Annotated in this window: 21 protein-coding genes and 1 pseudogene; 6 read left to right on the top strand and 16 right to left on the bottom strand. The window is 67.2% G+C overall.

Going from position 1 to position 22,582, the window contains the following annotated elements:
• Positions 1-55 precede the first annotated feature (55 nt).
• Positions 56-844, bottom strand: a complete 789-nt coding sequence (locus ACTWQR_RS31490) for a DeoR/GlpR family DNA-binding transcription regulator (RefSeq protein ID WP_443230608.1) — start codon at positions 842-844, stop codon at positions 56-58.
• Between the two features lie 311 nt (positions 845-1,155).
• Here ACTWQR_RS31490 and ACTWQR_RS31485 point away from each other — a divergent pair.
• A pseudogene (locus tag ACTWQR_RS31485) lies at positions 1,156-1,601 on the top strand (DDE-type integrase/transposase/recombinase); the annotation flags it as partial.
• Positions 1,602-1,700: 99 nt separating this feature from the next.
• Here the strand turns inward: ACTWQR_RS31485 and ACTWQR_RS31480 are convergent.
• Together ACTWQR_RS31480 and ACTWQR_RS31475 are read right to left on the bottom strand one after the other, a co-directional pair.
• Positions 1,701-2,519, bottom strand: coding sequence for an oxidoreductase (locus ACTWQR_RS31480; protein ID WP_443230607.1), 819 nt, complete (start codon positions 2,517-2,519; stop codon positions 1,701-1,703).
• 898 nt (positions 2,520-3,417) lie between these two features.
• Positions 3,418-4,392 (bottom strand): enoyl-CoA hydratase/isomerase family protein, encoded by a 975-nt coding sequence (locus ACTWQR_RS31475; protein ID WP_443230606.1) that lies wholly within the window; start codon positions 4,390-4,392, stop codon positions 3,418-3,420.
• Between the two features lie 399 nt (positions 4,393-4,791).
• Here ACTWQR_RS31475 and ACTWQR_RS31470 point away from each other — a divergent pair, with 399 nt between their 5' ends.
• Positions 4,792-5,115: a hypothetical protein gene (locus tag ACTWQR_RS31470; protein ID WP_443230605.1), complete on the top strand. Its 324-nt coding sequence runs from the start codon at positions 4,792-4,794 to the stop codon at positions 5,113-5,115.
• A gap of 8 nt (positions 5,116-5,123) precedes the next feature.
• Here the strand turns inward: ACTWQR_RS31470 and ACTWQR_RS31465 are convergent, their stop codons facing one another.
• The 6 genes from ACTWQR_RS31465 to ACTWQR_RS31440 all read right to left on the bottom strand — a co-directional run bounded on the left by ACTWQR_RS31465 (position 5,124) and on the right by ACTWQR_RS31440 (position 9,357).
• Positions 5,124-5,507, bottom strand: coding sequence for a hypothetical protein (locus tag ACTWQR_RS31465; protein ID WP_443230604.1), 384 nt, complete (start codon positions 5,505-5,507; stop codon positions 5,124-5,126).
• 161 nt (positions 5,508-5,668) lie between these two features.
• Positions 5,669-5,962, bottom strand: a complete 294-nt coding sequence (locus ACTWQR_RS31460) for a protein kinase domain-containing protein (protein ID WP_443230603.1) — start codon at positions 5,960-5,962, stop codon at positions 5,669-5,671.
• A 107-nt stretch (positions 5,963-6,069) separates the two neighbouring features.
• On the bottom strand, positions 6,070-6,936 hold the full coding sequence (locus ACTWQR_RS31455) for an amino acid ABC transporter permease (protein WP_443230602.1): 867 nt from the start codon (positions 6,934-6,936) through the stop codon (positions 6,070-6,072).
• On the bottom strand, positions 6,933-7,583 hold the full coding sequence (locus ACTWQR_RS31450; RefSeq protein ID WP_443230601.1) for an amino acid ABC transporter permease: 651 nt from the start codon (positions 7,581-7,583) through the stop codon (positions 6,933-6,935). Before ACTWQR_RS31450 ends, ACTWQR_RS31455 begins: the two co-directional genes overlap by 4 nt.
• Before the next feature lie 33 nt (positions 7,584-7,616).
• Entirely contained in the window at positions 7,617-8,507 is an 891-nt protein-coding gene (locus tag ACTWQR_RS31445; RefSeq protein WP_443230600.1) for a glutamate ABC transporter substrate-binding protein, read from the bottom strand.
• 49 nt (positions 8,508-8,556) lie between these two features.
• On the bottom strand, positions 8,557-9,357 hold the full coding sequence (locus tag ACTWQR_RS31440) for an amino acid ABC transporter ATP-binding protein (RefSeq protein WP_443230599.1): 801 nt from the start codon (positions 9,355-9,357) through the stop codon (positions 8,557-8,559).
• A gap of 464 nt (positions 9,358-9,821) precedes the next feature.
• Here ACTWQR_RS31440 and ACTWQR_RS31435 point away from each other — a divergent pair, with 464 nt between their 5' ends.
• Both ACTWQR_RS31435 and ACTWQR_RS31430 read left to right on the top strand, forming a co-directional pair.
• Positions 9,822-10,988 (top strand): aminotransferase class V-fold PLP-dependent enzyme, encoded by a 1,167-nt coding sequence (locus ACTWQR_RS31435; protein WP_443230598.1) that lies wholly within the window; start codon positions 9,822-9,824, stop codon positions 10,986-10,988.
• A gap of 39 nt (positions 10,989-11,027) precedes the next feature.
• Positions 11,028-12,446, top strand: coding sequence for an aspartate ammonia-lyase (locus ACTWQR_RS31430; protein WP_443230597.1), 1,419 nt, complete (start codon positions 11,028-11,030; stop codon positions 12,444-12,446).
• Positions 12,447-12,471: 25 nt separating this feature from the next.
• Here ACTWQR_RS31430 and ACTWQR_RS31425 read toward each other — a convergent pair whose 3' ends face one another.
• Positions 12,472-13,176 (bottom strand): FadR/GntR family transcriptional regulator, encoded by a 705-nt coding sequence (locus ACTWQR_RS31425; protein WP_443230596.1) that lies wholly within the window; start codon positions 13,174-13,176, stop codon positions 12,472-12,474.
• Between the two features lie 527 nt (positions 13,177-13,703).
• On the opposite strand from ACTWQR_RS31425, the gene ACTWQR_RS31420 reads away from it, so the two are divergent.
• Positions 13,704-13,922 (top strand): hypothetical protein, encoded by a 219-nt coding sequence (locus ACTWQR_RS31420; RefSeq protein ID WP_443230595.1) that lies wholly within the window; start codon positions 13,704-13,706, stop codon positions 13,920-13,922.
• A 28-nt stretch (positions 13,923-13,950) separates the two neighbouring features.
• Here ACTWQR_RS31420 and ACTWQR_RS31415 read toward each other — a convergent pair whose 3' ends face one another.
• From ACTWQR_RS31415 to ACTWQR_RS31390, 6 genes are all read right to left on the bottom strand, one after another.
• Positions 13,951-14,919 (bottom strand): hypothetical protein, encoded by a 969-nt coding sequence (locus ACTWQR_RS31415; RefSeq protein ID WP_443230594.1) that lies wholly within the window; start codon positions 14,917-14,919, stop codon positions 13,951-13,953.
• Positions 14,920-15,021: 102 nt separating this feature from the next.
• Complete coding sequence (locus ACTWQR_RS31410) at positions 15,022-16,473, bottom strand: amino acid permease (protein ID WP_443230593.1); 1,452 nt, start codon at positions 16,471-16,473, stop codon at positions 15,022-15,024.
• Positions 16,474-16,761: 288 nt separating this feature from the next.
• Positions 16,762-17,517 carry an ABC transporter ATP-binding protein gene (locus ACTWQR_RS31405; RefSeq protein ID WP_443230592.1) on the bottom strand — a complete coding sequence of 252 codons (756 nt, stop codon included), beginning with the start codon at positions 17,515-17,517 and terminating at the stop codon, positions 16,762-16,764.
• Between the two features lies 1 nt (position 17,518).
• On the bottom strand, positions 17,519-19,351 hold the full coding sequence (locus ACTWQR_RS31400; RefSeq protein ID WP_443230591.1) for a branched-chain amino acid ABC transporter ATP-binding protein/permease: 1,833 nt from the start codon (positions 19,349-19,351) through the stop codon (positions 17,519-17,521).
• Positions 19,352-19,356: 5 nt separating this feature from the next.
• Positions 19,357-20,268 carry a branched-chain amino acid ABC transporter permease gene (locus ACTWQR_RS31395; protein ID WP_257564207.1) on the bottom strand — a complete coding sequence of 304 codons (912 nt, stop codon included), beginning with the start codon at positions 20,266-20,268 and terminating at the stop codon, positions 19,357-19,359.
• A gap of 22 nt (positions 20,269-20,290) precedes the next feature.
• A complete protein-coding gene (locus ACTWQR_RS31390) occupies positions 20,291-21,478 on the bottom strand; it encodes a branched-chain amino acid ABC transporter substrate-binding protein (protein ID WP_443230590.1) in 1,188 nt (395 codons plus the stop codon).
• A 759-nt stretch (positions 21,479-22,237) separates the two neighbouring features.
• On the opposite strand from ACTWQR_RS31390, the gene ACTWQR_RS31385 reads away from it, so the two are divergent.
• Positions 22,238-22,582: aminotransferase class III-fold pyridoxal phosphate-dependent enzyme (locus tag ACTWQR_RS31385; protein ID WP_443230589.1), on the top strand; the 345-nt coding region annotated here is incomplete at its 3' end.

The raw sequence follows: 22,582 nt of genomic DNA, 5'->3' as shown, positions 1-22,582 counted from the left end.
GGGCGGGCTCAGCACTGGCGGACTCAGGGCCGGGCGGGCTCAGGCCCGGACGAACTCAGGCCCGGACGATCTCCACACCCGCAGCGGCGAAGGGCTCGGTCAGCTCCGGGCCCGCCGCCTTGTCGGTCACCAGCACATGGATGTCTTCCACCGGGCAGATCCGGGCGAAGGCCCGCCGACCCAGCTTGGAGGAGTCCGCGACCACGATCACCCGTTCGGCACGGCGGGCCAAGGCCCAATTTATGCCGGCCTCGCCCTCGTCCTGGGCCGTCGCCCCGTGCCGGACGTCGATCGCGTCAACGCCGATGAAGGCATGGTCGAGCGTGATCTGCGCGAGCATCCCGGTGGCAAGCGGTCCGGTGAGCTCGTACGAAGCCGGGCGGGCCACTCCCCCGGTGACGACGAGCTTCACATGTCGGCGTACGACCAGTTCGTTGGCGATGTTCAGCGCGTTGGTGACGACCGTCAGCGAGGGCCCGGCGCCCTCCGTGCTCAGCTCGGGCCTGATGGCCAGCGCCCGGGCGACCGCGGTGGTCGTGGTGCCGCCGTTCAGACCCACCACGGCACCCGCTTTCACCAGGCCCGCCGCCGCGCTGGCGATCCGCTCCTTCTCCGGAGCGTTGCGCGCGGCCTTGTAGCGGAGCGGTAGGTCGTACGCGATGGCGTTGATCACGGCGCCGCCGTGGGTACGGGTGACCATTTGCTGGCGTGCCAGCTCATCCAGATCGCGTCGGATCGTGGCGGCGGAGACGTGCAGTACTTCCGCGGCGGCCTCGACCTCGATCCGCCCGTCGCGCGTCAGCAAGTCCAGCAAGGCGCTCCATCGGTCCTGCGGTGCCGCCATGCGTCGTCCCCTGTCCGTGTGTGCAGACCCGCCAAAACACGAGCCGTGTCCGATTTCCTGAGAAGCAGTGCGTGTTTCAGCAGCTTAGACGGCCAAAGCCAACACTTCTGCGCAGCATTCTGTGCAGCACTTCTGTGGACGATCGTCTCAGCGCGAGAGCAGGCCGTTGGTCCCCGATCCGCCATGCCGGCGCCTTCCGCATCGGCTTCCGCTTCGCCTTCGGCGATGCACAACACCTCGGGGCTGCCGCATGAGGAAAGCGGCGCCGCAACCGGTGCCCCCGCTCCAAGCACGTGACCCCGTCGGTTGCCGACCTGGTGGAGCGGAACTTCACCCGTCACGCCCGGGACCAGCTATGGGTCACCGACATCACCGGGCACCCCACCTTTGAGGGCAAGGTGTACTGCGCGGTCGTCGTGGACACGTTCTCGCGGCGCGTGGTGGGCTGGTCGATCGACGCCTCACCCACCGCGGCGCTGACCACCAACGCCCTGGCCATGGCCATCGGCAACCGCTCCCCGCAGCCGGGCGGCACCATAATCCACTCCGACCACGGAGTGCAGTTCGGCTCCTGGGCATTCACCCAGCGCGCGAGGGCCTCCGGCCTGCTGCCCGGAGTCCTTCTGGGCCCAGGTCCAGGTCGAACTGCTCAACCGCAGACGGTGGCGGACCCGACGAGCTGTCCACCGCACTCTTCGAGTACCTGGAAATCTTCCACAACCGACAGCGCAGACACTCCGCGCTGGGCATGCTCACCCACCCCACCAGTAGCCGGAAACCAAACAACTCGACTCCAGCCAACTCGGAACAGTCCGGAGTCTCCATCCGAACCGGGGTGGTTCACTGTCTGCAGGTCTCAGCCGGCGAGCTTGTTGGTCTTGCGGATCGCTCCGTCGAAGACCCCGGCGGGAAGGATACGGTGCGCCGCGCTGAGGAGCCGGGCGCTCTTGCCGGCGGTGTACCGCACCTTCGGCTTGGAGTCGGTGGCGGCCGCGACGATCGCCTTCGCGACGACGTCGGGGTCGTCGCCTTCCTCGTTGACCGCCACCGCCAGCTTGTCGGCGATGCGCCGCTGCTCCGCGTAGATTTGCATGGGCATGTCGGGCTCGACGGTGTTCGCCTCGAACGAGGATTTGGTACCGCCCGGCTGGACGATAAGGGCCCGGACCCCGTATTCACGGATCTCGTGGTCCAGGGACTCGGTGTACCCCTCGAGTGCGTGCTTGGACGCCGAGTAGTTGGCCATGTAGGGCGCGGGGAGGAACCCGAGGACGGACGAGATGTTGATGACGCGCCCGCTTCCCTGGGCACGCATGTGCGGGAGAACGGCCTTGGTCATCCGCATCACACCGAAGACGTTGATGTTGAAGAGGCGCTGGGCCTGCGCGAGAGAGTTTTCCTCGTCGGCGCCCGAGGAGCCGATGCCCGCGTTGTTGACGAGAACGTCGATCCGCCCGAACCGCCCGATCACCTGCTCGACCGCGGCAGCGACCGAATCGTCGCTGCCCACGTCGAGGGCGAGGAACGTCACGCCGTCACGGCGGTCGGCTCCCGACGTCTTCCGGCTCGTTCCCACCGTCTCGAAACCCGCTGCGGCGAGCGCGAGGGCGGCCGCCTTTCCAATACCGGTGGACGCGCCTGTCACGAGTGCCACCGGCCGAGTTGTTGCAGTCATTGCGGCCTCCAGAGCCCATCGAATTATGATCGTAATTCTAAGCATCGAGACGAGTGGTTGGCAAGTGATCTTCGGCAGTGAAAGCAAGAATTGCCTGGGGGAAGTGCAAGCCGGGAGCGGTGGATCATCGAGGTGGCCGGGTGTCGCTTCAAAAGGTGCGGCATTGGCGGCTGGCCGGTCTCCATGCTCATGGCAGCTCCGGGGCTGACCGACGGACCTTCGGCCGGGCTGATCGGTCCGCGCTCACCTGCGACTCCCCGGAGTCCGTCACTGGGGAGGCCCCGGTGGAGCTGTCCGACACCCTGGCACTTACGTCCCCGCGGGCACGGCGCCGGACCTCGGCGCGTCGGGCGTTGCAGGTGTTCGTTACCCGGGACGGAGCGGCCGCTTGGGGCGAGGGCCCTGACGACACCCACCAGAAGAGAAGCGCCGGCGCCAGTTGTCCGCCGAAGGCGTCGGGAACCCCCGGGCACCGCAAGGGAACCGCCCACTTATGGGCAGCACACCGCGTGGAGGAGACACCGTCAGCTCCACGCCCGGAAGACGGTGAAGGGATCCGGCGGCGCCCCAGTTCGGTCACCCGTGATGTGCAGGGCGGACGATCAACAACTACAGCTGCCGGGACTGACACGCATGCCGTCGTCGGCAGGTACCGGCGACGTTCAACAGCCGCCCCGTGGTCTCCATCGACATCTCCACCGTCACCTCCACTGGAGACAACCTGCTGTCAACGGCGGCGGCGCTCCACATTTCGTACGGCTTCGCCGTCATCGCCGCCCCGACACGCGTCAGCTATTCGGCCCGTCGCACCGTTCCGCATGTGTCCCGCCACTGGCTTCAGCAACGGCGTCGAGGCGATGAACCGCCGATCAAGACGGGGTCACCACATCGACCCGATCTACTCGCTCGGGCTACCTCCGAGTCGCCCGGCGGCGAGTGCTCGCGCGTACGTCTCACGATTCATCAGAGGGAGCTCGCCAGTGCCGTCCGTGGTGGCGATGTAGTCAAGCATCCGCCCCTGAGCTTCCTTCGATTGATCTCTGACCAGGAACTCGGCGTGCTCGAACTGCAAGCCGTCCTCGAGCGACAGGGAGCTGCCGAAGTAGATGGATCGCTTGATGGCTCCGAGAGATTTCTTCGAGCGTAGGCTCAGATACTCTGCGCGCTCGATCGACCGTGCGAGGACCTTTTCCTGTGGCACCACTTCGTCGACCGCGCCGAGCGAGAGAGCCTCCGCAGGCGTGAACGGCCTACCTTCGAGAACGGCGACCAACGTCTGCTGAGTACCGATCAGACGAGGCAGTCGCTGAGAGCCGCCACCACCCGGTGTCAGTGCGAGCAGGACTTCTGTCAGGCCGATGACATGCTCCCCGTCTGCCATGATGCGCAGATCACAGGCAAATGCCAGTTCCGCGCCGACGGCAAGTGCCGAACCGTTGAGTGCCGCAACGAAGATGGTGCCGCTTGCATTCATCTTCAGGAAGGTGGCATGGAAGCTGTCGAGCTGCAGAAGTGTCTTGAGCCGGGTCATCCCCGCGAGCGTTCTGACAACCGGTACTCGGTTGATGAGTCTCGCCATGCGCGCTACGAGCTTGGCCATGCGCGTGTTGATCGGCGGGAATCCAGTGCCACCTTTTTGCAGCCAGCGCACATCAGAATGACTCAAGAAGCGGTCAGGATGCGTACCGGTGAAGACGACCGCGCGGATGCCCGGATCGCGGTCTGCACGATCGACCAACTCTTTCAGCTGCTCGGAGATCTCGGGATCGAACAACGCATGCGGGCCTCCGTCGATACGAGCGACAAGCACCCCGGCGTGGCCCTCGACGGCAATGTGTCCTGCGGGCTGCGAGCTACTTCGCGGCGTGCCCATGTGGTCCTCCGGTGAGTCGGCTGTGGTCGACGGTTTCGGGCGCCCGCGCGTGTCGCGCTCCTCCTGAGACGGCGACGCATTCTGTGCGCAGGAGGCGTGCCGACCCGGCGGGTCCTGTCCTGGCTTCCGGTTTCGGTGATCGCGGTCGCCATGTCGTCTCCCGCGGTGCGCGCGCGAGTGCGCTGACCACGCCAGACTCTAAGGACAGCGAGCTGCAAGCGAATCTGTCACCGTATCGGTCACGGAGAGGGCGAAGTCTGGAACGCGGGTAGCACGAGCGCTCCGGCCGCAGCAGCCATGAAGCTTTCAAGCAAAGGGACGTTTACGGACGGCGCCAGGAGCAGGCCGCCCACCGCGCGCCGCCAGATCGACGCCTCTCTGGAGCGCTCCACCGCCGCCATGGTCACCATGCAGTTCGACCAGGCCGAAAAGCGCGACCCGCCGCACGGCCGCCGCTGGATCGTGCTGGTCGACGGCGCCAACCACCAGCTGGAATGCCTGGAAAACAAGCCGCCGGAACGCGGCGTGGACATCGACATCATCGCCGACTTCGCACACGTGCTCGAATGCCTGTGGAAGGCCACCGGGGACCTGCAGCACCCCACCCAGCCCGCCCGCGCCGCCTTCGTCCAGGCCACAGCCCGCGACAAGTTTGCGCCGCTGCCGGTGGGAGACCACCGCTGCTTTCCGGTGGCGGTGTCCACCGCGCACAGGTCTCCGTAGACATTGATCTACACCGCCCCGTCGGCGACGGCCGTCGATGACGACACGCTGCCGCCGGTGGCGAACCTCCACCGCTGCTCGCCGGACGGGGCAGTGAGGGTGGGGTCCGAGTCGGGTTCTCTGGTGGAGGAGCCGCCATCACCGATCTTCCAGCCGGCAAAGCCGAGTCCCGCGGCGGTGGCGCCTCCGAGGCCGAGCAGGGCCCGTCTGCGGGCGATCCCGGTCGGGCGTCCCACGGGGTTCGCGGACGACCGGAGCGGGAGCCGCTCGGCGAGCAGCGGGAGGACGAAGCCGCTCCGCTCCCTCAGCCGGGTCGATGCCGGGCGCGCTGAGGGGCCACCGCGTCCTGCCGGCACGAGGTCTGTGGGCGAGGCCTCGGACGTCTCAGGCAATGCGAGTGGTGGAGCCTGAGGCCGAGGCGCGGTGACGGCGCGCGTGCACCGACGCAGCGACCGGTTCAGGGAGCCAGTCGGGCTGGGTGGGGGGTGTGGGCGACGGGCTGCTCGTCGCTCATGGCCTAGGCCAGCTGGTGCAGCAGCGCGGCCACGGTGGGTCACTGATCGGGCTGCTTGGCCAGGCAGCGGGCCACCACAGCCCGCAGGGCGGGCGGGAGTTGATGCAGGTCGGGCTCTTCATACACGACACGGAAACTCAGGGCGTGCGCCGAGCCCGTCCCGAACGGCCCGGCCCCGGTGGCGGTGAAAGCCAGCACCGCCCCCAACGAGAAGACATCGCTGGCCGGTCCGACCGGCTTGCCGGTCAGCTGCTCGGCGGACATGAACCCCGGCGTGCCCACCACCATGCCGGTCCGGGTCAGCGCGCTGGCCTCGGCCGGGAGGCGAGCCAAAGCAAGCCGGCGGTGTGGGCGAGGCCGGGGTAGCCGTTGGCCGGCGTCGCGGGCCTCCCGTGGGGGCGCGGCTCCTTCACCGCACCCCCACAGGAACCCACGCCGGCTCAGGTAGCGGTCGCGGTGGCCGCCACGGGGGGCGGATCGCTTCTGCGCCTGGGCCGCGACAGCCGGCGCTGCACGGCTTCGGCCAGCTTGGAGAGACTGAAGTTGACCAGGATGAAGATGGTCCCGATGACGAAGAACATCTGCAGCGGGTTCTCCAGCGTCTGGACGGCGATCTGGCCCCGGCGCAGCAGCTCTTCGTAGCTGATGATGAAGCCCAGCGACGTGTCCTTCAGGACGACCACCAACTGCCCGATGAGCACGGGGAGGGTGATCCGGAAGGCCTGCGGGAGCAGGATCAGGCGCAGGGTGGCGCCCCGGGTGAGACCGATGGCGTACGCGGCCTCCGCCTGCCCCTTGGGCAGGGCCTGGATGCCGGCGCGGATGACCTCGGCGATGACGACCGAGTTGTAGAGCGTCAGGCCTATGACGAGGAACCACATGGTCGGCAGGTCGATGCCGATCTCCGGCAGCACACGGGCGGCGAAGAAGACGGACAGCACCACAGGGACACCGCGGAAGAGCTCGATGAACCCCACGACCGCCCAGCGGTACCACGCCGCGGCCGTGACCCGGGTGACGGCGAGCATGCTGCCCAGGGCGAGGGACAGCACGATGGAGACGGCGGCCGCTTGCAGAGTGGCCGTCAGGCCGCCACCGAGGAAGTCCCAGACCAGTCCGAACTGCGGGTCGGAGGGGTTGACCAGGGGACTCCATTTGGCCTCGTCGAGCTGCCCCTGCCGGGAGAGCCTGGCGACGACGAGGGCCAGCACGGCGGCCAGCGCCGTCAGGAGGGCGGCGGTGCCCCGGCGAATCCGCCGGCGGGTGCGCGGACCCGGGGCGTCGTACAGGACATGGGTCGCGGTCATCGGGCGATCGCCACCTTGCGCTCCAAACGGCTGAGCAGGAATCCGAAGGGCAGGATCAGCAGGAGGTATCCGGCGACGACGCCGGTGAGGGTGGGCAGTGCGGGAAGGCCCCGGGACGAGGTCAAAGTGTCGGCCACGCTGAAGAGTTCGCCGCCGACGCCGAAGGCGCCGACGATCGCCGAGTTCTTGATCATGGCGATCAGGGCGTTGCCCAGCGGCGGAACCATCGATCGCAGGGCCTGCGGCATGACCACCAGCCGCAGGCCCGCGCCGAACGGCAGGCCGATGGCGCGCGCCGCCTCGACCTGACCGGCCGGGACCGCGTTGATCCCGCTGCGTACGGCTTCGCAGATGAAGCCGGACGTGTAGCAGATCAGCCCGGCCACCCCGAACCAGAAGTAGCTGCCGTGAAGGCCGACTTCGGGCAGACCGAACGCCATGAAGAACAGCACGACGGTGAGGGGGCAGTTGCGCACGCACTGGACCCACAGGGCGCCCAGGCGTTGCAGCAGCGGTACCGGGGAGACCCGGGCCACGGCGACGGCCATACCGAGTACGAGCGAGCCGACGGCCGCGTAGATGCAGATTTCTATGGTCTTCAGCCAACCGGACCAGAAGAGACCCGCGTTGTCGACGATCACGTTCATGTGTCTGCTCCGAATCGCACAGCTAGGCGCGGGTCACTCGCAAGGGCCGAGGTCGGGAAGGGGCGGGACCTCCGGAGCCGCGTCGCCGACGGAGTCCTTCCATGCTTTCGCGTAGCTGCCGTTCTTCTCCGCGTCGGTGAGCACGTCGTTGACGAACTCGCAGAACTCGACGTCGCCCTTCTTGATGCCGATGCCGAAGGGTTGGTCGTAGAAGGTCTCACCGACGGTCTTGAACTTGCCCTTGGAGGCCGAGACGAAGCCGAGCAGGATGGCGCTGTCGGTGGTGACGGCGTCGACCTGGCCGGTGCGCAGGGCGTCGGCGCACTTGCTGTAGACATCGAACAGGACCAGTTGCTTGCCCGGGTCCTTGAGGTACTGCTTGATGTTCTCGGAGTCGACGGACCCGGTGGCCGTACACACCTTGAGGCTCGCATCCTTGAGCGACTCCGGGCCGGTGATGTCCTTGTTGTCGCTCTTGACCATCAGGGTCGAGCCGGCGTTGTAGTAAGGACCGGCGAAGGTCACCCGCTTGCGGCGCTCGTCGTTGATCGTGTAGGTCGCGGTGATCAGGTCGGCCTTGCCCTGCTCCAGATACTCCTCCCGGACCTTGGACGGGGTCTCGACCCAGGTGATGTCTCCGGGGGCGATGCCGAGTTCGCCTGCGATGATCTTGGCTATCTCCACATCGAAGCCGGCCGGCTTGCCGTCCAGGCCCTTGAGACCGAAGAGCGGCACATCGAACTTCGTACCGATCGTCATCTTGCCGGCGGCGGACAGCTTGGCCATCGTGGTGCCGGCCGTGAACGTGGGCTTGGCCGGGGACGAGCCGGCGGTGTTCTCCGATCCGCTTCCGCACGCGGAAAGGCCCAGGGCCAGGGCGGCGGTCGCTGCCACCACCGTGAGGGCGTGTCTGTACTGGGTCATCGTGTTCCCCTTGAGTGATTAGGAGGGCATGGTGGGCAGGGGCCCGGGATCAGTGGCTGAGGATTTTGGACAGGAAGTCCCTGGCGCGTTCGCTCTTCGGCGCCGAGAAGAAGCGGTCCGGCCGCGCCTCTTCGACGATGCGGCCGTCGGCCATGAAGACCACCCGGTCGGCAGCGCGGCGCGCGAAGCCCATCTCGTGGGTGACGACGACCATGGTCATGCCCTCGCGGGCCAGGGACGTCATGACATCGAGGACCTCGTTGACCATCTCCGGGTCCAGGGCCGAGGTCGGCTCGTCGAACAACAGCACCTTGGGGTCCATGGCCAGCGCACGAGCGATGGCGACCCGCTGCTGCTGCCCACCTGAGAGCTGGGCAGGGTACTTGTGGGCCTGGGCGGACACCCCGACGCGTTCCAGCAACTCGAAGGCACGCTGCTCCGCCGCGGCCTTCGCCGTCTTGCGGACCTTGACGGGACCAAGCGTCACGTTCTCCAGCACGGTCTTGTGCGCGAAGAGGTTGAAGGACTGGAAGACCATGCCCACGTCGGCCCGCAGTGCGGCCAACTCCCGGCCCTCACTGGGCAGTTCGCTCCCGTCCAGGGTGATGCTCCCCGACCCGATCGTCTCCAGTCGGTTGATCGCGCGGCACAGCGTCGACTTTCCCGAACCGGAAGGGCCGATCACCACCACGACCTCTCCCCTGGCGACGTCCAGATCGACATCAGCCAGGACGTGAAGCGCCCCGAAGTGCTTGTTGACCCCGCGGAGGGACAGCAGCGGGGGCCGGCCGTTCCCACCCGCAGGTGCCTCGCCGACAGCGACGGCCTGGTGGTTCTCCAAGGAAGACATGAGCTCCTACCTAGCTGTGAAGAGGACGGGTCACCGGCAGTGGTGGGACCGGAAGAATTTTGGTCCAACCTGTCGGACCAATGGAAGGTCTGGCGGTTGAGCCTGTCAAGAGTCGCCGCCGAATTGCCCGTGACGCTTGCGTTACGGGTCCGGTCAAAGTTGACCAAACTCGAATAACCCTGACGGTGCTCTCTCTCGCCTCAACCAGGAAGCAGGCGCCAATTGAAAGCCTTTGGCCCTACCGGTGCGGCCAATCTAGGAACCCAAAACGGTTTGCACAACAGGCGCGCGGATCCGCTTCACAACAGCCCTGAGCAGGCTCATCAAGGGGCCCTTCGCCCGCCCCTCGATCGAACGCCTGGAGATCACCCTTGACCTCCAAGGAGACCGTGTGCAGGATTGGTCCTACCGGTTGGGCCAATCTGCGAGGCGCCCGACCCGGAGCAGAGGAAAGAGATCGCTCAGTGAGTGCCACAGCAAGCGCGCCCCTGCGTTCCCACTTCCCGGCGGCGGAGCAGTTCCTGTACCTGGACGCCGCTCACCAGACGCCCCTGTCGGTGCCCGTCCGTACCGCCCTCGACGCCTTCTATGACGAGGCACTGGAGTCCGCCGGCCCGAAGAAGCGCTGGCTGGCACGGCTGACGGAGGTACGTGCGCGACTGGCGGCCTTCCTGGGAGTAGGCGCCGACGAGATCGCCTTCACCAAGAACACCTCGGAAGGCATCAACATCGCCGCCCACGGCTTCCACGTGGAGCCGGGTGACAATGTCCTGCTCCTCGAGGGCGAACACCCCAACGTCGCGTACGCCTGGCTCAACCGGCAACCGGACGGGCTCGAGGTGCGGATGGTCCCGCCGGACAGGCGGAAGAAGTGGGCCGACGCCGACACCTTCGCCGCGTACGTCGACGACCGGACCCGTGCGATCGCCCTCTCGCATGTGATGTTCCACAACGGTCAGCGCAACGATGTGGGGGGCATCGCCCGACTCGCTCGCGCACACGGGGCCGAGGTGGTGGTCGACGCCATGCAGTCCGTCGGCGTCCTCGACGTCGACGCCCGCGCGCTGGGGGTCTCAGCGCTCGCCGCCGGCTGCCACAAGGGTCTGCTGGTGCCCCAGGGGCTCGGTCTGCTCTGCACTCCGTACGGGGCAAAGGGGCTGCGACCGACCTACATGGCGCTGGCCGGTGTCGCCGACCCCGACGAGCACGTCGTCGTCGGAGCGGGACGTGTGGAGCCACGCAGCGACGCCCGGCGTTTCGAGATCGGCAACTTCAACCTCCCGGCGATCCACGCGCTCGCCGCCGCGCTGGATCTCATCGAAGTCCTGGGCGTCCGGGACATCGAGCGGCACGTACTGGATCTGGGCGACCATCTCATCGCGCACCTGGACAACCTCGGCATCGCCCTGGTCGGGCCGCGGGAGCGCGCACACCGCTCGCACATCCACGTCCTGGACCTGCCCGCATCACCGTGGGCGGATTTCCTCGCCGCCGAGGGCGCCCGGCTCTCCTCCGTACGCGACGGCATCCGGGTCTCCTTCGGCCTGTACAACAACGCCGACGACGTCGACCGGTTGGCCGCCCTCCTGCGCCGGGGACTGCGGACCCTTCCGCACCGCAGTGCCGTCTGACGCACCCACCCCTTTCCCCGAACCACCTGGAGCGACCCCGTGACCACACCGGCCGACGACCGCAGGGAACACGACCTGCTGGGTGATCGAGACGTCCCCGCCGACGCCTACTACGGCGTCCACACCCTGCGCGCCACCGAGAACTTCCCCATCACCGGCATCCCGGTCGGTCACCACCCGGAACTGGTCGTCGCGCTGGCATGCGTCAAGCAGGCAGCCGCCGAAGCCAACCGCGAACTCGGCCTCCTGGACCCCGGCAAGGCCGAGGCCATCGTCGGTGCCTGCGAGGACATCCGGGCCGGCCGGCTGCACGAGCACTTCCCGGTGGACGTCATCCAGGGCGGGGCCGGCACTTCCACCAACATGAACGCCAACGAGGTCATCGCCAACCGCGCCCTGGAACGCCTCGGTCGGCCCCGCGGTGACTACCTGCACCTGCACCCGCTCGAAGACGTCAACATGGGCCAGAGCACCAACGACGTGTACCCCACGGCGGTCAAGTTGGCCCTGTACACACTGGTCCAGCACCTCCGAGAGGCGCTGGGAGCACTGGCCACGGCCTTCTCGGCCAAGGCGGAGGAATTCGCCGACGTCGTCAAGATGGGCAGGACCCAGCTGCAGGACGCCGTCCCGATGACCCTCGGCCAGGAATTCGGCAGCTACGCGGTCATGGTCCGCGAGGACGCCGAGCGACTGACGGAGGCCGCCGCCCTCATCACCGAGATCAATCTCGGCGGCACCGCCATCGGTACCGGGCTGAACGCACATCCCCGCTACGCCGAACTCGCCTGCCAGCGGCTCCGGGAGATCACCCAGGTGCCGGTGAGCACCGCCGCCGACCTCGTCGAGGCGACCCAGGACGCCGGGTCGTTCGTCACGCTCTCCGGCGTACTCAAGCGCATCGCGGTCAAGCTCTCCAAGATCTGCAACGATCTGCGCCTGCTGTCGTCCGGTCCACGGGTCGGTCTGTCGGAGATCGGACTGCCCCCGGTCCAGGCGGGGTCCAGCATCATGCCGGGCAAGGTCAACCCGGTCGTCCCCGAGGTGGTCAACCAGGTCGCGTTCCGGGTCATCGGCCATGACCTCACCGTGACCATGGCCGCGGAAGCGGGCCAGCTCCAGCTCAACGCCTTCGAGCCGGTCATCGCTCACAGCCTCTTCGAGTCACTGAGCCACCTGACGGCCGCCTGCCACACGCTGGCCGACCGGTGCGTCGCCGGTATCACCGCCAACACCGAACACCTGCGCCGTGGCGTCGAGTACTCGATCGGCGTGATCACGGCCCTCAACCCGCACATCGGCTACACCGCCGCCACTGGCATCGCCGCCGAGGCCCTGGTCACCGGTCGCAGCGTCCTGTCCCTGGTGATCGCCCGGCAACTGCTCACCAAAGCGGAACTGGCCGAGATTCTCAGCCCGGAGAACCTGGTGCGTCCCGTGGCCCCGGCCAACCGGTGAGACCGGCCGGGCCCAGGGGCCTTCCCTACCCCTGGCCCAGCCCCTGCAACACCGGATAGTCGTGATAATGCTGGCTCGTCGCCTCGTACACCGCGACCACGTCCTTGTCACGGATCGCCCTGACCAGCGCCCGGTGCACATCCAGCGAATACGCGCCGATCGCCGGGGTGTACCGGGTGTGCAGCAGCCATTCGTGGCTCTGGTGCTTTGTGGTCAGCTCCTTGACCAGGGTGACCAGCAGCGGCGTACGCGATGCTGCGGCGACCGCCCGGTGCAGGTCCATCGTGGTGCGCAGATAGCTCTCGTAGTCGTCCTGCTCCAGATGTTCTTCCATCTCCGCCACGAGAGCATCCATCTTGAGCAGGTCCGATCGGGTCGCCCTGCGGATCGCCGTCAGGGCACTCGCAAGCTCCAGCGCCTCGCGTGTCTGCAGCAGCTCGGTGATGTTCAGCGCGGCGACGAGCCCGGCGTCGTTCTCGTCGCGGGCCGGGCCTTCCGGCTGCGCGATATAGCTGCCGTCCCCGAGCCGAGTCTCGACATGGCCACTGAGCTGGAGCACGGCGAGCGCCTCACGAATGGCATTCCGGCTCACGCCGTACTCGCTCGCCAGATCCCGCTCCGAGGGCAGTCGCCGGCCGACCGGCAGTTCTCCCTCCCGGATCCTCGCCAGCAACGCCTCCGCGACGAGCTCCGGCTTGCGCCGACGGCCCTGCGACTGCTGTGACGCCATGGACTCCTCGCACTCTGCCATCGGTAGGACCAACTGGTAGGACCAGCTTTCCACGTCGTCCCACCATGGTCAACAGGCGGGCCGTCCGGGAGGGCGCCGCCGCCGGTCGATCGGCAGGAGGTGGTGATCACAGAAGTGATCGTCTCCGGCGTTCGAGCACCGCTGAGCGAGATCGGCGAGGTGAGGACGGCCAACCGGGCCCGGCATCGCGGAACGCCCGTGTCATGGCATGGCGATCCCGATACCGTCGGCCTCAGGACGGCCTCAGTGCATCACCCTCTCGGGGCATGGCCGACCCGAGCAGTCCTCACCGGCTCTATGCCCGCGCACATCCGTGCAGGTCGGACGAACATCAGCTGAGGCAGACCGACCTGGCGCCAAACTCGCGAGCGGCGGATTCCATCCGTTGAGGCAAAGTTGACGCTCCCACACCTCACGAGGAACGTTTCCGCAGGTCAGGGCACATCTGAGGTGGGGCGGGTGGGACTCGAACCCACGGCCGACGGATTATGAGTCCTTTGAGGATCTTGGCGGTCCTTGTCGATCAACGCCCATCCATGATGGTTACGCAGGACGGGCCACAGGAGATCGGTCGTCGCGCGGTGATCGACCTGCGCAACCGGGAGGAGCTGGCAGAGCCGATCCGGCCGGAACTGCTCCATGACGTCGAAGACCTGCTCGGCCGGTACCTCGGAGACCGCATTTTGACTTCGCTTTCACGCGTAACAGCCTCCGGCCCGTTGTGAGTGACAAGGAGGCCTGGTAGCCGCGCGGTCATCGTCGGCTGGTCGCGGGCCGGGCGCGTGAGATCGCGCCGTGCCAGTACGCAAAACGTTCCAGGGGGTCTCCCTCCGCGTTCCATGGCCAAGGCGTCGCCATGCCTGCCGTGGCGCGCAGCACGACAACGGCCTCGTCCATCAGGGCGGCCTTGACCAACGCGTAGGCCAGCACGTTGAGATCCGCCAGTGCCGCCGCGTGGCCGAGGAATCCAGGGAGCGGCCAGTCACGCGCCGCTCGGCTCAGTGCCGCGGCCGCATCAGGTCGGCTCCAGTGGTCCCCGGCGTTCAGCGCCGCCATGCCGCCGGCGGAAACGGCGCGTTGGTAGGCGTGAACGAACGCGGTGACTTCCAAACCGACCGTGGGAGCCCTGGCCGGCATCACTGAACGGATGCCGTCGAGGAGGTCCAGCACCTGCCCGGTGGAACCGCACTCGTCCGGTGACAGATAGCCCAAGGCCTGAAGATGCGCCTCCCGATTCCACGGATCCCGGGCCTTGATCTCCCGCCAGACCGGCCCCACCTCGCCGTAAGGTTCCTGCTCACATCTCATCGCGGCCAGGAGCACGGTCCAGGGGGTGGGGTCGGCGGGTATCAGCTCGGCCGCGCGCAAGCAGGCCTCCCGGATGCTGCTCAGGTCCACGTGCGTTCCCTGCGCCCGCGCGTGCGTCACCTCCGACCAGGCGTGCAGCAGGAGTGCTCCCGGGTCCTGCGGGGCCTGGCGCAGCCAGATCTGTGGCAGTGCCCGCCCGGCTGCCTCGGTGAGCACTCCGAGGCGGTGCGCCTTACGGTCCCAGTCCTGCCCTGCGTCCAGGATCACCTTTTCCATCAGTGCGATGACCGTGGTGTCGAGTTCGCCGCGGGCCCAGCTGATGTCAAGGCGCCGCCGCACCCGGCCCAGGACTACGTCGTCGAGTTCGGGGGCCAGGCGAGGAGAGTTGCCTTTGCGTCGTCTGAAGGCGGACATGCCGTCACTTTCTTCCTGTAGTGGGCTCCGGTTCTTCCTGTGGTGGGCTCCCCGGATACCGACGCCGCAGCATCCGGGGCTCCGCTGAACGCACGTCGGCACCTACCAGCGGCTGACAACTTCGTCGTTGGCGTTTCGGCCGATACCGCTCCGTACCAGTGAGACCACCACAACCAGCACGGCAACCAGCACCGACAGCAGCACCTGGATCCGTCCACCGCCCTCACTGTCGTCGGTGAGCATGTAGCCGAGGACGAATGTGATGACCGCGATGGTCGCCCACGTCAGGTACGGGAAGAGCCACATCCGGACAAGAAGTTTCTCCGGGTTCTCGCGGAGGATGATTCTCCGCATCCTCAGTTGCGAGAAGCAGATGACCAGCCACACGAAGAGCGCGACCGCGCCCGAGGAGTTCAGCAGGAACTGGAAGACCGTGTCCGGCCACAGGTAGTTGAAGCCGACGGCGACGAAGCCGAAGACGACGGAGGCCAGGATCGCGGCCTGCGGGACACCCCGCATGGTCGTGCGCGCGAAGGCCCTGGGCGCGTCGCCGCGCTGGCCGAGCGAGAAGGCCATCCGGGAGGCGGTGTAGAGACCGGAGTTGAGACAGGAAAGGACAGCGGTGAGCACGACGGCGTTCATGACCTGGCTGGCGTGCGGGATGCCGATCTCGTCCAGGGCCGCGACATACGAGCCCTTTTCCGTAATCGCCGGATCATTCCACGGCAACAGACAGACCACGACGAGGATCGAGCCCAGGTAGAAGAAGCCGACCCGCCGGATCACGCTGCTGATGGCCCTGGTGACCGCACGCTGCGGGTTCTCGGACTCACCGGCGGCGAGGGTGACGATCTCGCTGCCCATGAACGAGAAGACCACCAACAGCATGCCGGAGAGGATCGCGTCAGCGCCGTTGGGCAGAAAACCGCCATGCGCGGTGAGGTTGACGAAGCCGTCCCCCGGGTTGTCCGAGCCGGGCAGCACACCGAAGGCCGCCAGTCCGCCGATGACGACGAACCCCGCTATGGCGACGACCTTGATGCCCGCGAACCAGAACTCGAATTCGCCGAAGGAGCCGACCGATGCCAGGTTCGTGGCCGTGAGAACGACCATCACGACAAGTGCCCAGGCCCACTGCGGGAGGGCCGGTATCCATCCTTCGAGGATTACGGCACCCGCGGTCGCCTCGACAGCGAGCACCACGACCCAGAAGAACCAGTACAGCCAGCCGATCGAGAACCCGGCCCAGCGGCCGAGCGCCCGGTCGGCGTAGGCGGAGAAAGAACCGGACGCCGGGTTGGCCACGGACATCTCGCCGAGCATCCGCATCACGCAGACGACCAAAGCACCGACCAGGGCGTACGACAGCAGAATGCCGGGTCCGGCCTTGGCGATGCCCGAGGCAGAGCCCACGAAGAGGCCGGCACCGATGATCCCGCCAATGGCGATCATGGACAGATGGCGGTTCTTGAGTCCGGCCTGCAGACCGTCCGAGCGATGAGTCTGCTCGCGGGTGCCGGGCGACAGGGCTCTCTTGCCGTGCGTCGTACTCATGAACATCCTTGGCTAAAGGGGTAGTTCGAGGATCCAGGGGGGTTTCGTTCGTCCCACCTGAAAGTTGGGGACAGGGCGATGGGCAGGATGCGGCTGTGCGTGTGCGCTTCGAGAATCGGACTGGCGGTTCCCAGACGCGCTACCGCAGGTCAGGTGCGGGCGCACACCTGCAGGGTCTTGTAGAGGCAGGCGAGCTACGGTTTCCGCAGTGCCGCAGTGCCGCAGTGCCAGTAGCCAGCCTGGTATGAGAGGCGCCGGGAACCCCGACGGGGTTCCCGGCGCTTTTGATCAGGCGCTGTCGACGACCGCGTCCTGCGGCGGGGCTTCCGCGGTGCCGCCGAGGTAGGCGGCCTTCACCCGCGGATCGGCGGCCAGTTCCGCGGCCGGACCCTCCAGTGCGACCCGGCCGGTCTCCAGCACGTAGGCCCGGTCGGCGAGCCGTAGCGCCTGGCGGGCGTTCTGCTCGACGAGGAGGACCGCTGTGCCCTGGTCCCGGATCTGCCGCACGATCTTGAAGATGTTGCGGGTGAACAGCGGGGACAGGCCGAGCGACGGTTCGTCCAGGGCGAGGAACCGCGGTGCGTTCATCAAGGCCCTGCCGATCGCGAGCATCTGCTGCTCGCCGCCGGACAGTGTGCCCGCGAGCTGGTCGCGCCGCTCGGCGAGGCGCGGGAACAGCTCGTACACCTGCTGTCGTCGCTGAGCCAGCGCCGCGGTGTCCTTGCGGGACAGGTAGCCACCCATCGTCAGGTTCGTGTCGACTTCGAGTGCGGCGAACACCCGGCGTCCTTCCGGAACATGGCCGAAGCCCATGCCCACGACGTCATGCGCCGGCGTACGAGTGATGTCCTGTCCGTCGAGCAGGACCTTGCCCGACTTCGCCCGGTGCAGCCCGGTGAGGGTGCGCAGCAGCGTCGTCTTGCCTGCGCCGTTCGCGCCGAGGATCGCCACGATCTCTCCCGGCTCCACCCGCAGCGAGACCCCGGACAGAGCTTCGATCGCACCGTAGGAGGCATCCAGGTCCGTGACTTCGAGCAATGCCATCTCAGTGGCCCTTCGCGAGAGTCGGGGCGGTGGACGCGTCGGGGCCGATGCCGGCGCCCTCGGCGTCTTCATCGTCGTGCTCGTCCACCCCGAGGTAGGCCTCGATCACCCGGGGGTCCTGTTGCACCTCGGCCGGCAGCCCCTCGGTGAGCCGCGTACCGGTCTCGATGACGAGCACCCGTTCGCACAGTCCCATGACGAAGGCCATGTCGTGTTCGATGAGTACGACGGTGACGCCCCGGTCCCGGATACGGGCGACGAGTTCCATGAGTTCGGTCTTCTCGCTGGGGTTCATTCCGGCGGCGGGCTCGTCCAGGAGCAGCACCAGCGGATTGCTCGCCAGTGCGCGGGCGATGTCGAGGCGGCGTTGATCACCGTACGACAGCTCGCGTGCGAGGCGCGTGGCCTTGTCGGACAGGCCCACGAACTCCAGCCAGTAGCGGGCCTCGCGACCGGCGCGCTGTTCCTCCTGGCGCTGGGCGGGCAGCCGCAGCAGTGAGGTCAGTACGCCGCTCTTCAGCCGCGAGGTCATGCCGACGAGGACGTTCTCGACGACGCTCATGTCGCCGAAGAGCCGCGCACCCTGGAAGGTGCGGGCCATGCCCCGCTGTACGACCTCGTGGGGACGGCGCCCGATCAGTGACTCACCTCCCAGGAGGACTTCTCCGGAGGTCGGCTCGACCACGCCCGTCACGCAGTTGAACACGGTGGTCTTGCCCGCGCCGTTGGGTCCGATGACGCCGAGGACCTCTCCGCGTCCAACGGTGAAGGCCACATCGTTGAGCGCCAGCAGCCCGCCGAACCGCATGGTCAGGCCGCGTACTTCGAGCAGCGGCTCGCCAGGTGTCACGGCGGTCTGCGGCAGTGGCGGTTCCTGCGCGGAGTCCGCGAGCCGCGCCCCGCGCCGGGTGCGCGCGGGCCACAGGCCCAGTGGCCGTATGAACATCAGGATGATGAGGAGCACGGCGAACAGGAAGATCCGCCACTCGTCGCCGATGCCCCGCAGCACTTCCGGCATGCCCTGGACGACGAGCGCGCCGAGGAACACCCCGACCAGGCTGCCGCGTCCGCCGATGAGGACCACCAGCAGGATCAGCACCGAGGTGAGGAAGGTGAAGCTGGTCGGGTTGACGATGCCGATGTAGGTGGCGAAGAAGGCCCCCGCCAGGCCGGCGATCACGCCGCCGACGATGTAGGCGAGCGCCTTGACCCGGATGGAGGGCACGCCCACCGCCTCGGCGACCTTCTCGTCCTCACGGACGCTCTCCCAGGCGCGGCCGATCTTCGAGCGGGCGAGGCTGGTGACGCCAAGACCCACGACGACGGCGATCGCCAGCACGAGGTAGTACATGCTGAGCGTGTCGTCGAAGGAGTAGCCGAAGAGCACCGGGCGGGAGGGGATGATGACTCCCTCCGGCCCGCCGGTGAACTCCAGGTTCTGGGCGGTGACCCGGACGATCTCGCCGAAACCGAGGGTGACGACCGCCAGGTAGTCGCTGCGCAGCCGCAGCGTGGGATAGCCGATGATGAAGCCGCCCATGGCGGCGACCAGCATCGCTATCGGCAGGGTGAGCCACCAGTTGACGTCGTAGTTGCCGACCAGAATGGCCGTGGTGTAGCCGCCGATGGCGAAGAACGCCGAGTAGCCGAGGTCGAGCAGGCCCGCGTAGCCGACCACGACATTGATGCCGAAGCCGAGGACGACGTACAGCAGCACCTTGACGCCGACGTCGGTCCAGTAGTCACCCGCGAGATTGGGGAAGGCGAGGAGGATCACGGCGAACACGGCCAGGGAGGGCAGCTTGAACCGTGGTGAGTCCAGAAGTCCACGCATCGTTGTCACACCCTTTCTGCCACGCGCTCGCCGAGCAGACCGCTCGGTCGCACGACGAGTACGGCGATGAGCGTGCCGAAGACGACCACGTCAGTCCACCGCCCGGACACATAGCCGGTGGCGTAGGACTCCAGCAGCCCGATGATGACGCCGCCCACCATGGCTCCGGGGATGTTGCCGATGCCGCCGATGACGGCGGCGGTGAAGGCGCGCAGGCCGAGCAGGAAGCCCATCAGGAAGTTGACCTGCGGGTAGTACAGGGCGTACATGGTGCCCGCCGTGCCGGCGAGCCCGGCGCCGATGAGGAACGTCAGCAGGATGGTGCGCTCGACGTTGATACCCATCAGCCGTGCGGCGTCCTGGTCCATCGCCAGAGTGCGCATCGTGGTGCCGGTGACGGTGCGCTGCACGAAGAAGAACAGCGCGGCCATCAGCACCACGCTGACACCGAAGATGCCCAGCTGGGCGTAGGTCAGCCGGACGCTGTCGGTCAGCTGTATCGCGTTCTCGGCGGAGAGGAAGCCGATGTGCGGGACGCTCTTGAAGCCGGTGCCCTGCGACAGCGCGGTGCCGTACTCGACGGCGAGCGACAGTCCGAGGGCGGAGACCAGCAGCGACAGTTGCGGGGCCTTGAGCAGGGGCAGGTAGACGATACGGGCGGAAGCCACACCGAGTGCGCCGGTGACCGCCGTGGCCGCGACGAGCGCGACCACGACGAGGACACCGGCCGGCATGCCGCCGTTGGCCAGCAGGCTGAGCACTCCCAGTGCGAGGAAGCCGCCCACCATGAAGAAGTCGCCGTGGGCGAAGTTGATGAGCCGGATGATCCCGTACACCATCGTGTAGCCCAACGCGACCAGCGCGTAGAACGCCCCGACCGTCAGGCCGTTGAGCGTGTACTGAAGGAATTCGTTCATGTCGGTCTGTGCGCCGGCCCGGTCAGCCCGCGTCGACCCACGCGCCCGAGGCGTCGAGGGTCTTGCCGGGGACGAACTCGGAGTCCTTCACGACGGCGGTCACATAGACCGCGTTCTTCCGGTCGCCGTTCGGCTCGAAGTTGAGCGTGCCGGTGATGCCCGCGTAGTCCTTGGTGGCGTGCAGCGCGTCGGTGATCTTCTGCGAGTCGGCGGACTTCGCCCGTCCGATGGCGTCGGCGATCACCTTTATCGCGTCGTACTCGTAGGGCGCGAACGGCCCCGCGTCGGTGTCGTACGTCTTCTTGTACGCGGTGACGAACCCCGCGGCCGAGCTGATGAAGGAGGGCAGCGGGGCGGTCGTGGTGGCGAAGCCCTCGGATGCCGAGCCGGCGGTCTTGATGACGGTCGCGTCCTGGGTCGCGTCGCCGCCGATGATCGGAACCGTGATGCCCAGCTCGCGCGCCTGCTTGAGCACCAGGCCGGCGTCGGCGAAGTAGCCGGTGAAGTAGATCGCCTGGGGATCGGTGCTCTTCACCTTGGTCAGGAAGGAGGTGAAGTCCTTGGCGCCGGGGGTGATGGCGTCGAAGTACACGTCCTTGCCGCCGAGCTTTCCGAGGCTGCTCCTGGCCGCCTCGGCGAGGCCCTTCGCGTAGGCCGTGTTGTCGTGGATGATCGCGACGTTCTTCGCCTTGAGGGACTCCACCAGGTACTTCGCGGCGAACTCGCCCTGCTTGTCGTCACGGCCGATGGTGCGGAAGACGTGCTTGAGGCCGCGGTCGGTGATCTGCACGTTCGTCTGCGCGTCGGCGATGAACGGGACGTTGCGCTTGTCTGTGATCACGGTCTCGGCGATGGCGGCACCCGAGCAGTAGCCGCCCGCCACGGCCACCACCTTCTGCGACATCAGCTTCTGCATCGCGGCGGTGCCGGTCTGCGCGTCGCAGGCGTCGTCGACGACCACCAGCTCGACCTTCCGGCCGCCGAGCAGGCCGCCGTCCTTGTTGATCTCCTTGGCCGCGAGCTTGGCGGCGTTCACGATGTCCGTGCCGGCGGAGGCGGAGTCTCCGGACAGCGGCGCGACCACACCGATCTTGATCGCGCCGGTCCCGCTGTCGCCGCCTGACGCACTGTTGCCACCACAGGCGGAGACCAGCGCGACACTGGTCAGTGCGACGCCGGAGCCAATAAATCTGTACCGGTTGTATATCACTGCAACTCCTGCTGCTTTGTGCGCGAGCCAATACCTATGGGTTGCGCGAAGGACCGGATTCGGGGACACGAATCGTGGAAAAATTTCTAGATCTTTTGAACTGTTCCGCTTTTCGGAACCGCGACGACGACTGTCGAACAGATTTGTTTCCGTTGCGTGTCTTGTTCGATGAGCAGGTCAAGCGTTATGAGTCCGACACATTGGCGTTACCGCAGGTCAGAGGCAGGCACGCGCCTGAGTGGCCTTGCTGGAGGCAGGCGAGCTACGGATTCCGTGCCGGTTTCGATTCTTCGAGATCACCTGGGTCCAAGCCGGATTGCGGAGTTTCCCGGATGCCTCATGGGCAGCAACGCTAGAGACGAACTTCGGAATTCGTACATGCTCCATCACGTACGACAACCATCCACCGATTGTCCGAAGTGGAGCTTGCGAACCGGGCGGAGTTCGTGCTTGGCGGAAGAGGCGGTCGCTGGGAAATGGCTGAGGTCTGTCAACTGTCAGGAAAACCAGGCCGGTTGGGGTTGCTGACGTGTTGTGGAGAGTCGCTGTCGAAGGCGTTCGACGCGGTGTTCCAGCGAGCCCTCGCCCGTTGCCCCTCGCATTCGTACCCGCACGCGCCAGCACTCAAGGGAACCGTCCGCCGCGTCGAAGACGATGTCGCCACCGCGCCCTGTCGGAGTGCGCGGGCCCATCGGAACTCCGCCTAATCTGCGGGAAATCCACGGCACGAACACCGCACGGAGAAGGAGTACGCCCGTCATGAGCGAACTTGCCCAGGAGCGCCGACTCGTCACGTCCATTCCCGGTCCGAAGTCGCAGCAGCTGCTGGCTCGCAAGTCGGCGGCGGTCGCCAACGGCGTCGGCGTGACACTGCCGGTGTTCGTCACGCGCGCCGGAGGCGGCGTGCTGGAGGACGTGGACGGCAACTCGCTGATCGACTTCGCGTCCGGCATTGCCACGACCTCGGTCGGCAACAGCGCGAAGGCGGTTGTACGCCGCGCGTCCGCGCAACTGGCGGACTTCACCCACACCTGTTTCACGGTGACGCCGTACGAGGAGTACGTTCAAGTCGCCGAGAGGCTGGCCGAGTTGACCCCGGGTGAC

Origin of the sequence: Streptomyces sp. 2A115 (genome assembly GCF_052245575.1) — a bacterium.
Taxonomy (GTDB): domain Bacteria; phylum Actinomycetota; class Actinomycetes; order Streptomycetales; family Streptomycetaceae; genus Streptomyces.
The sequence above is the reverse complement of the archived record's forward strand: the minus strand, read 5'-3'. Positions and strand labels throughout refer to the sequence as shown.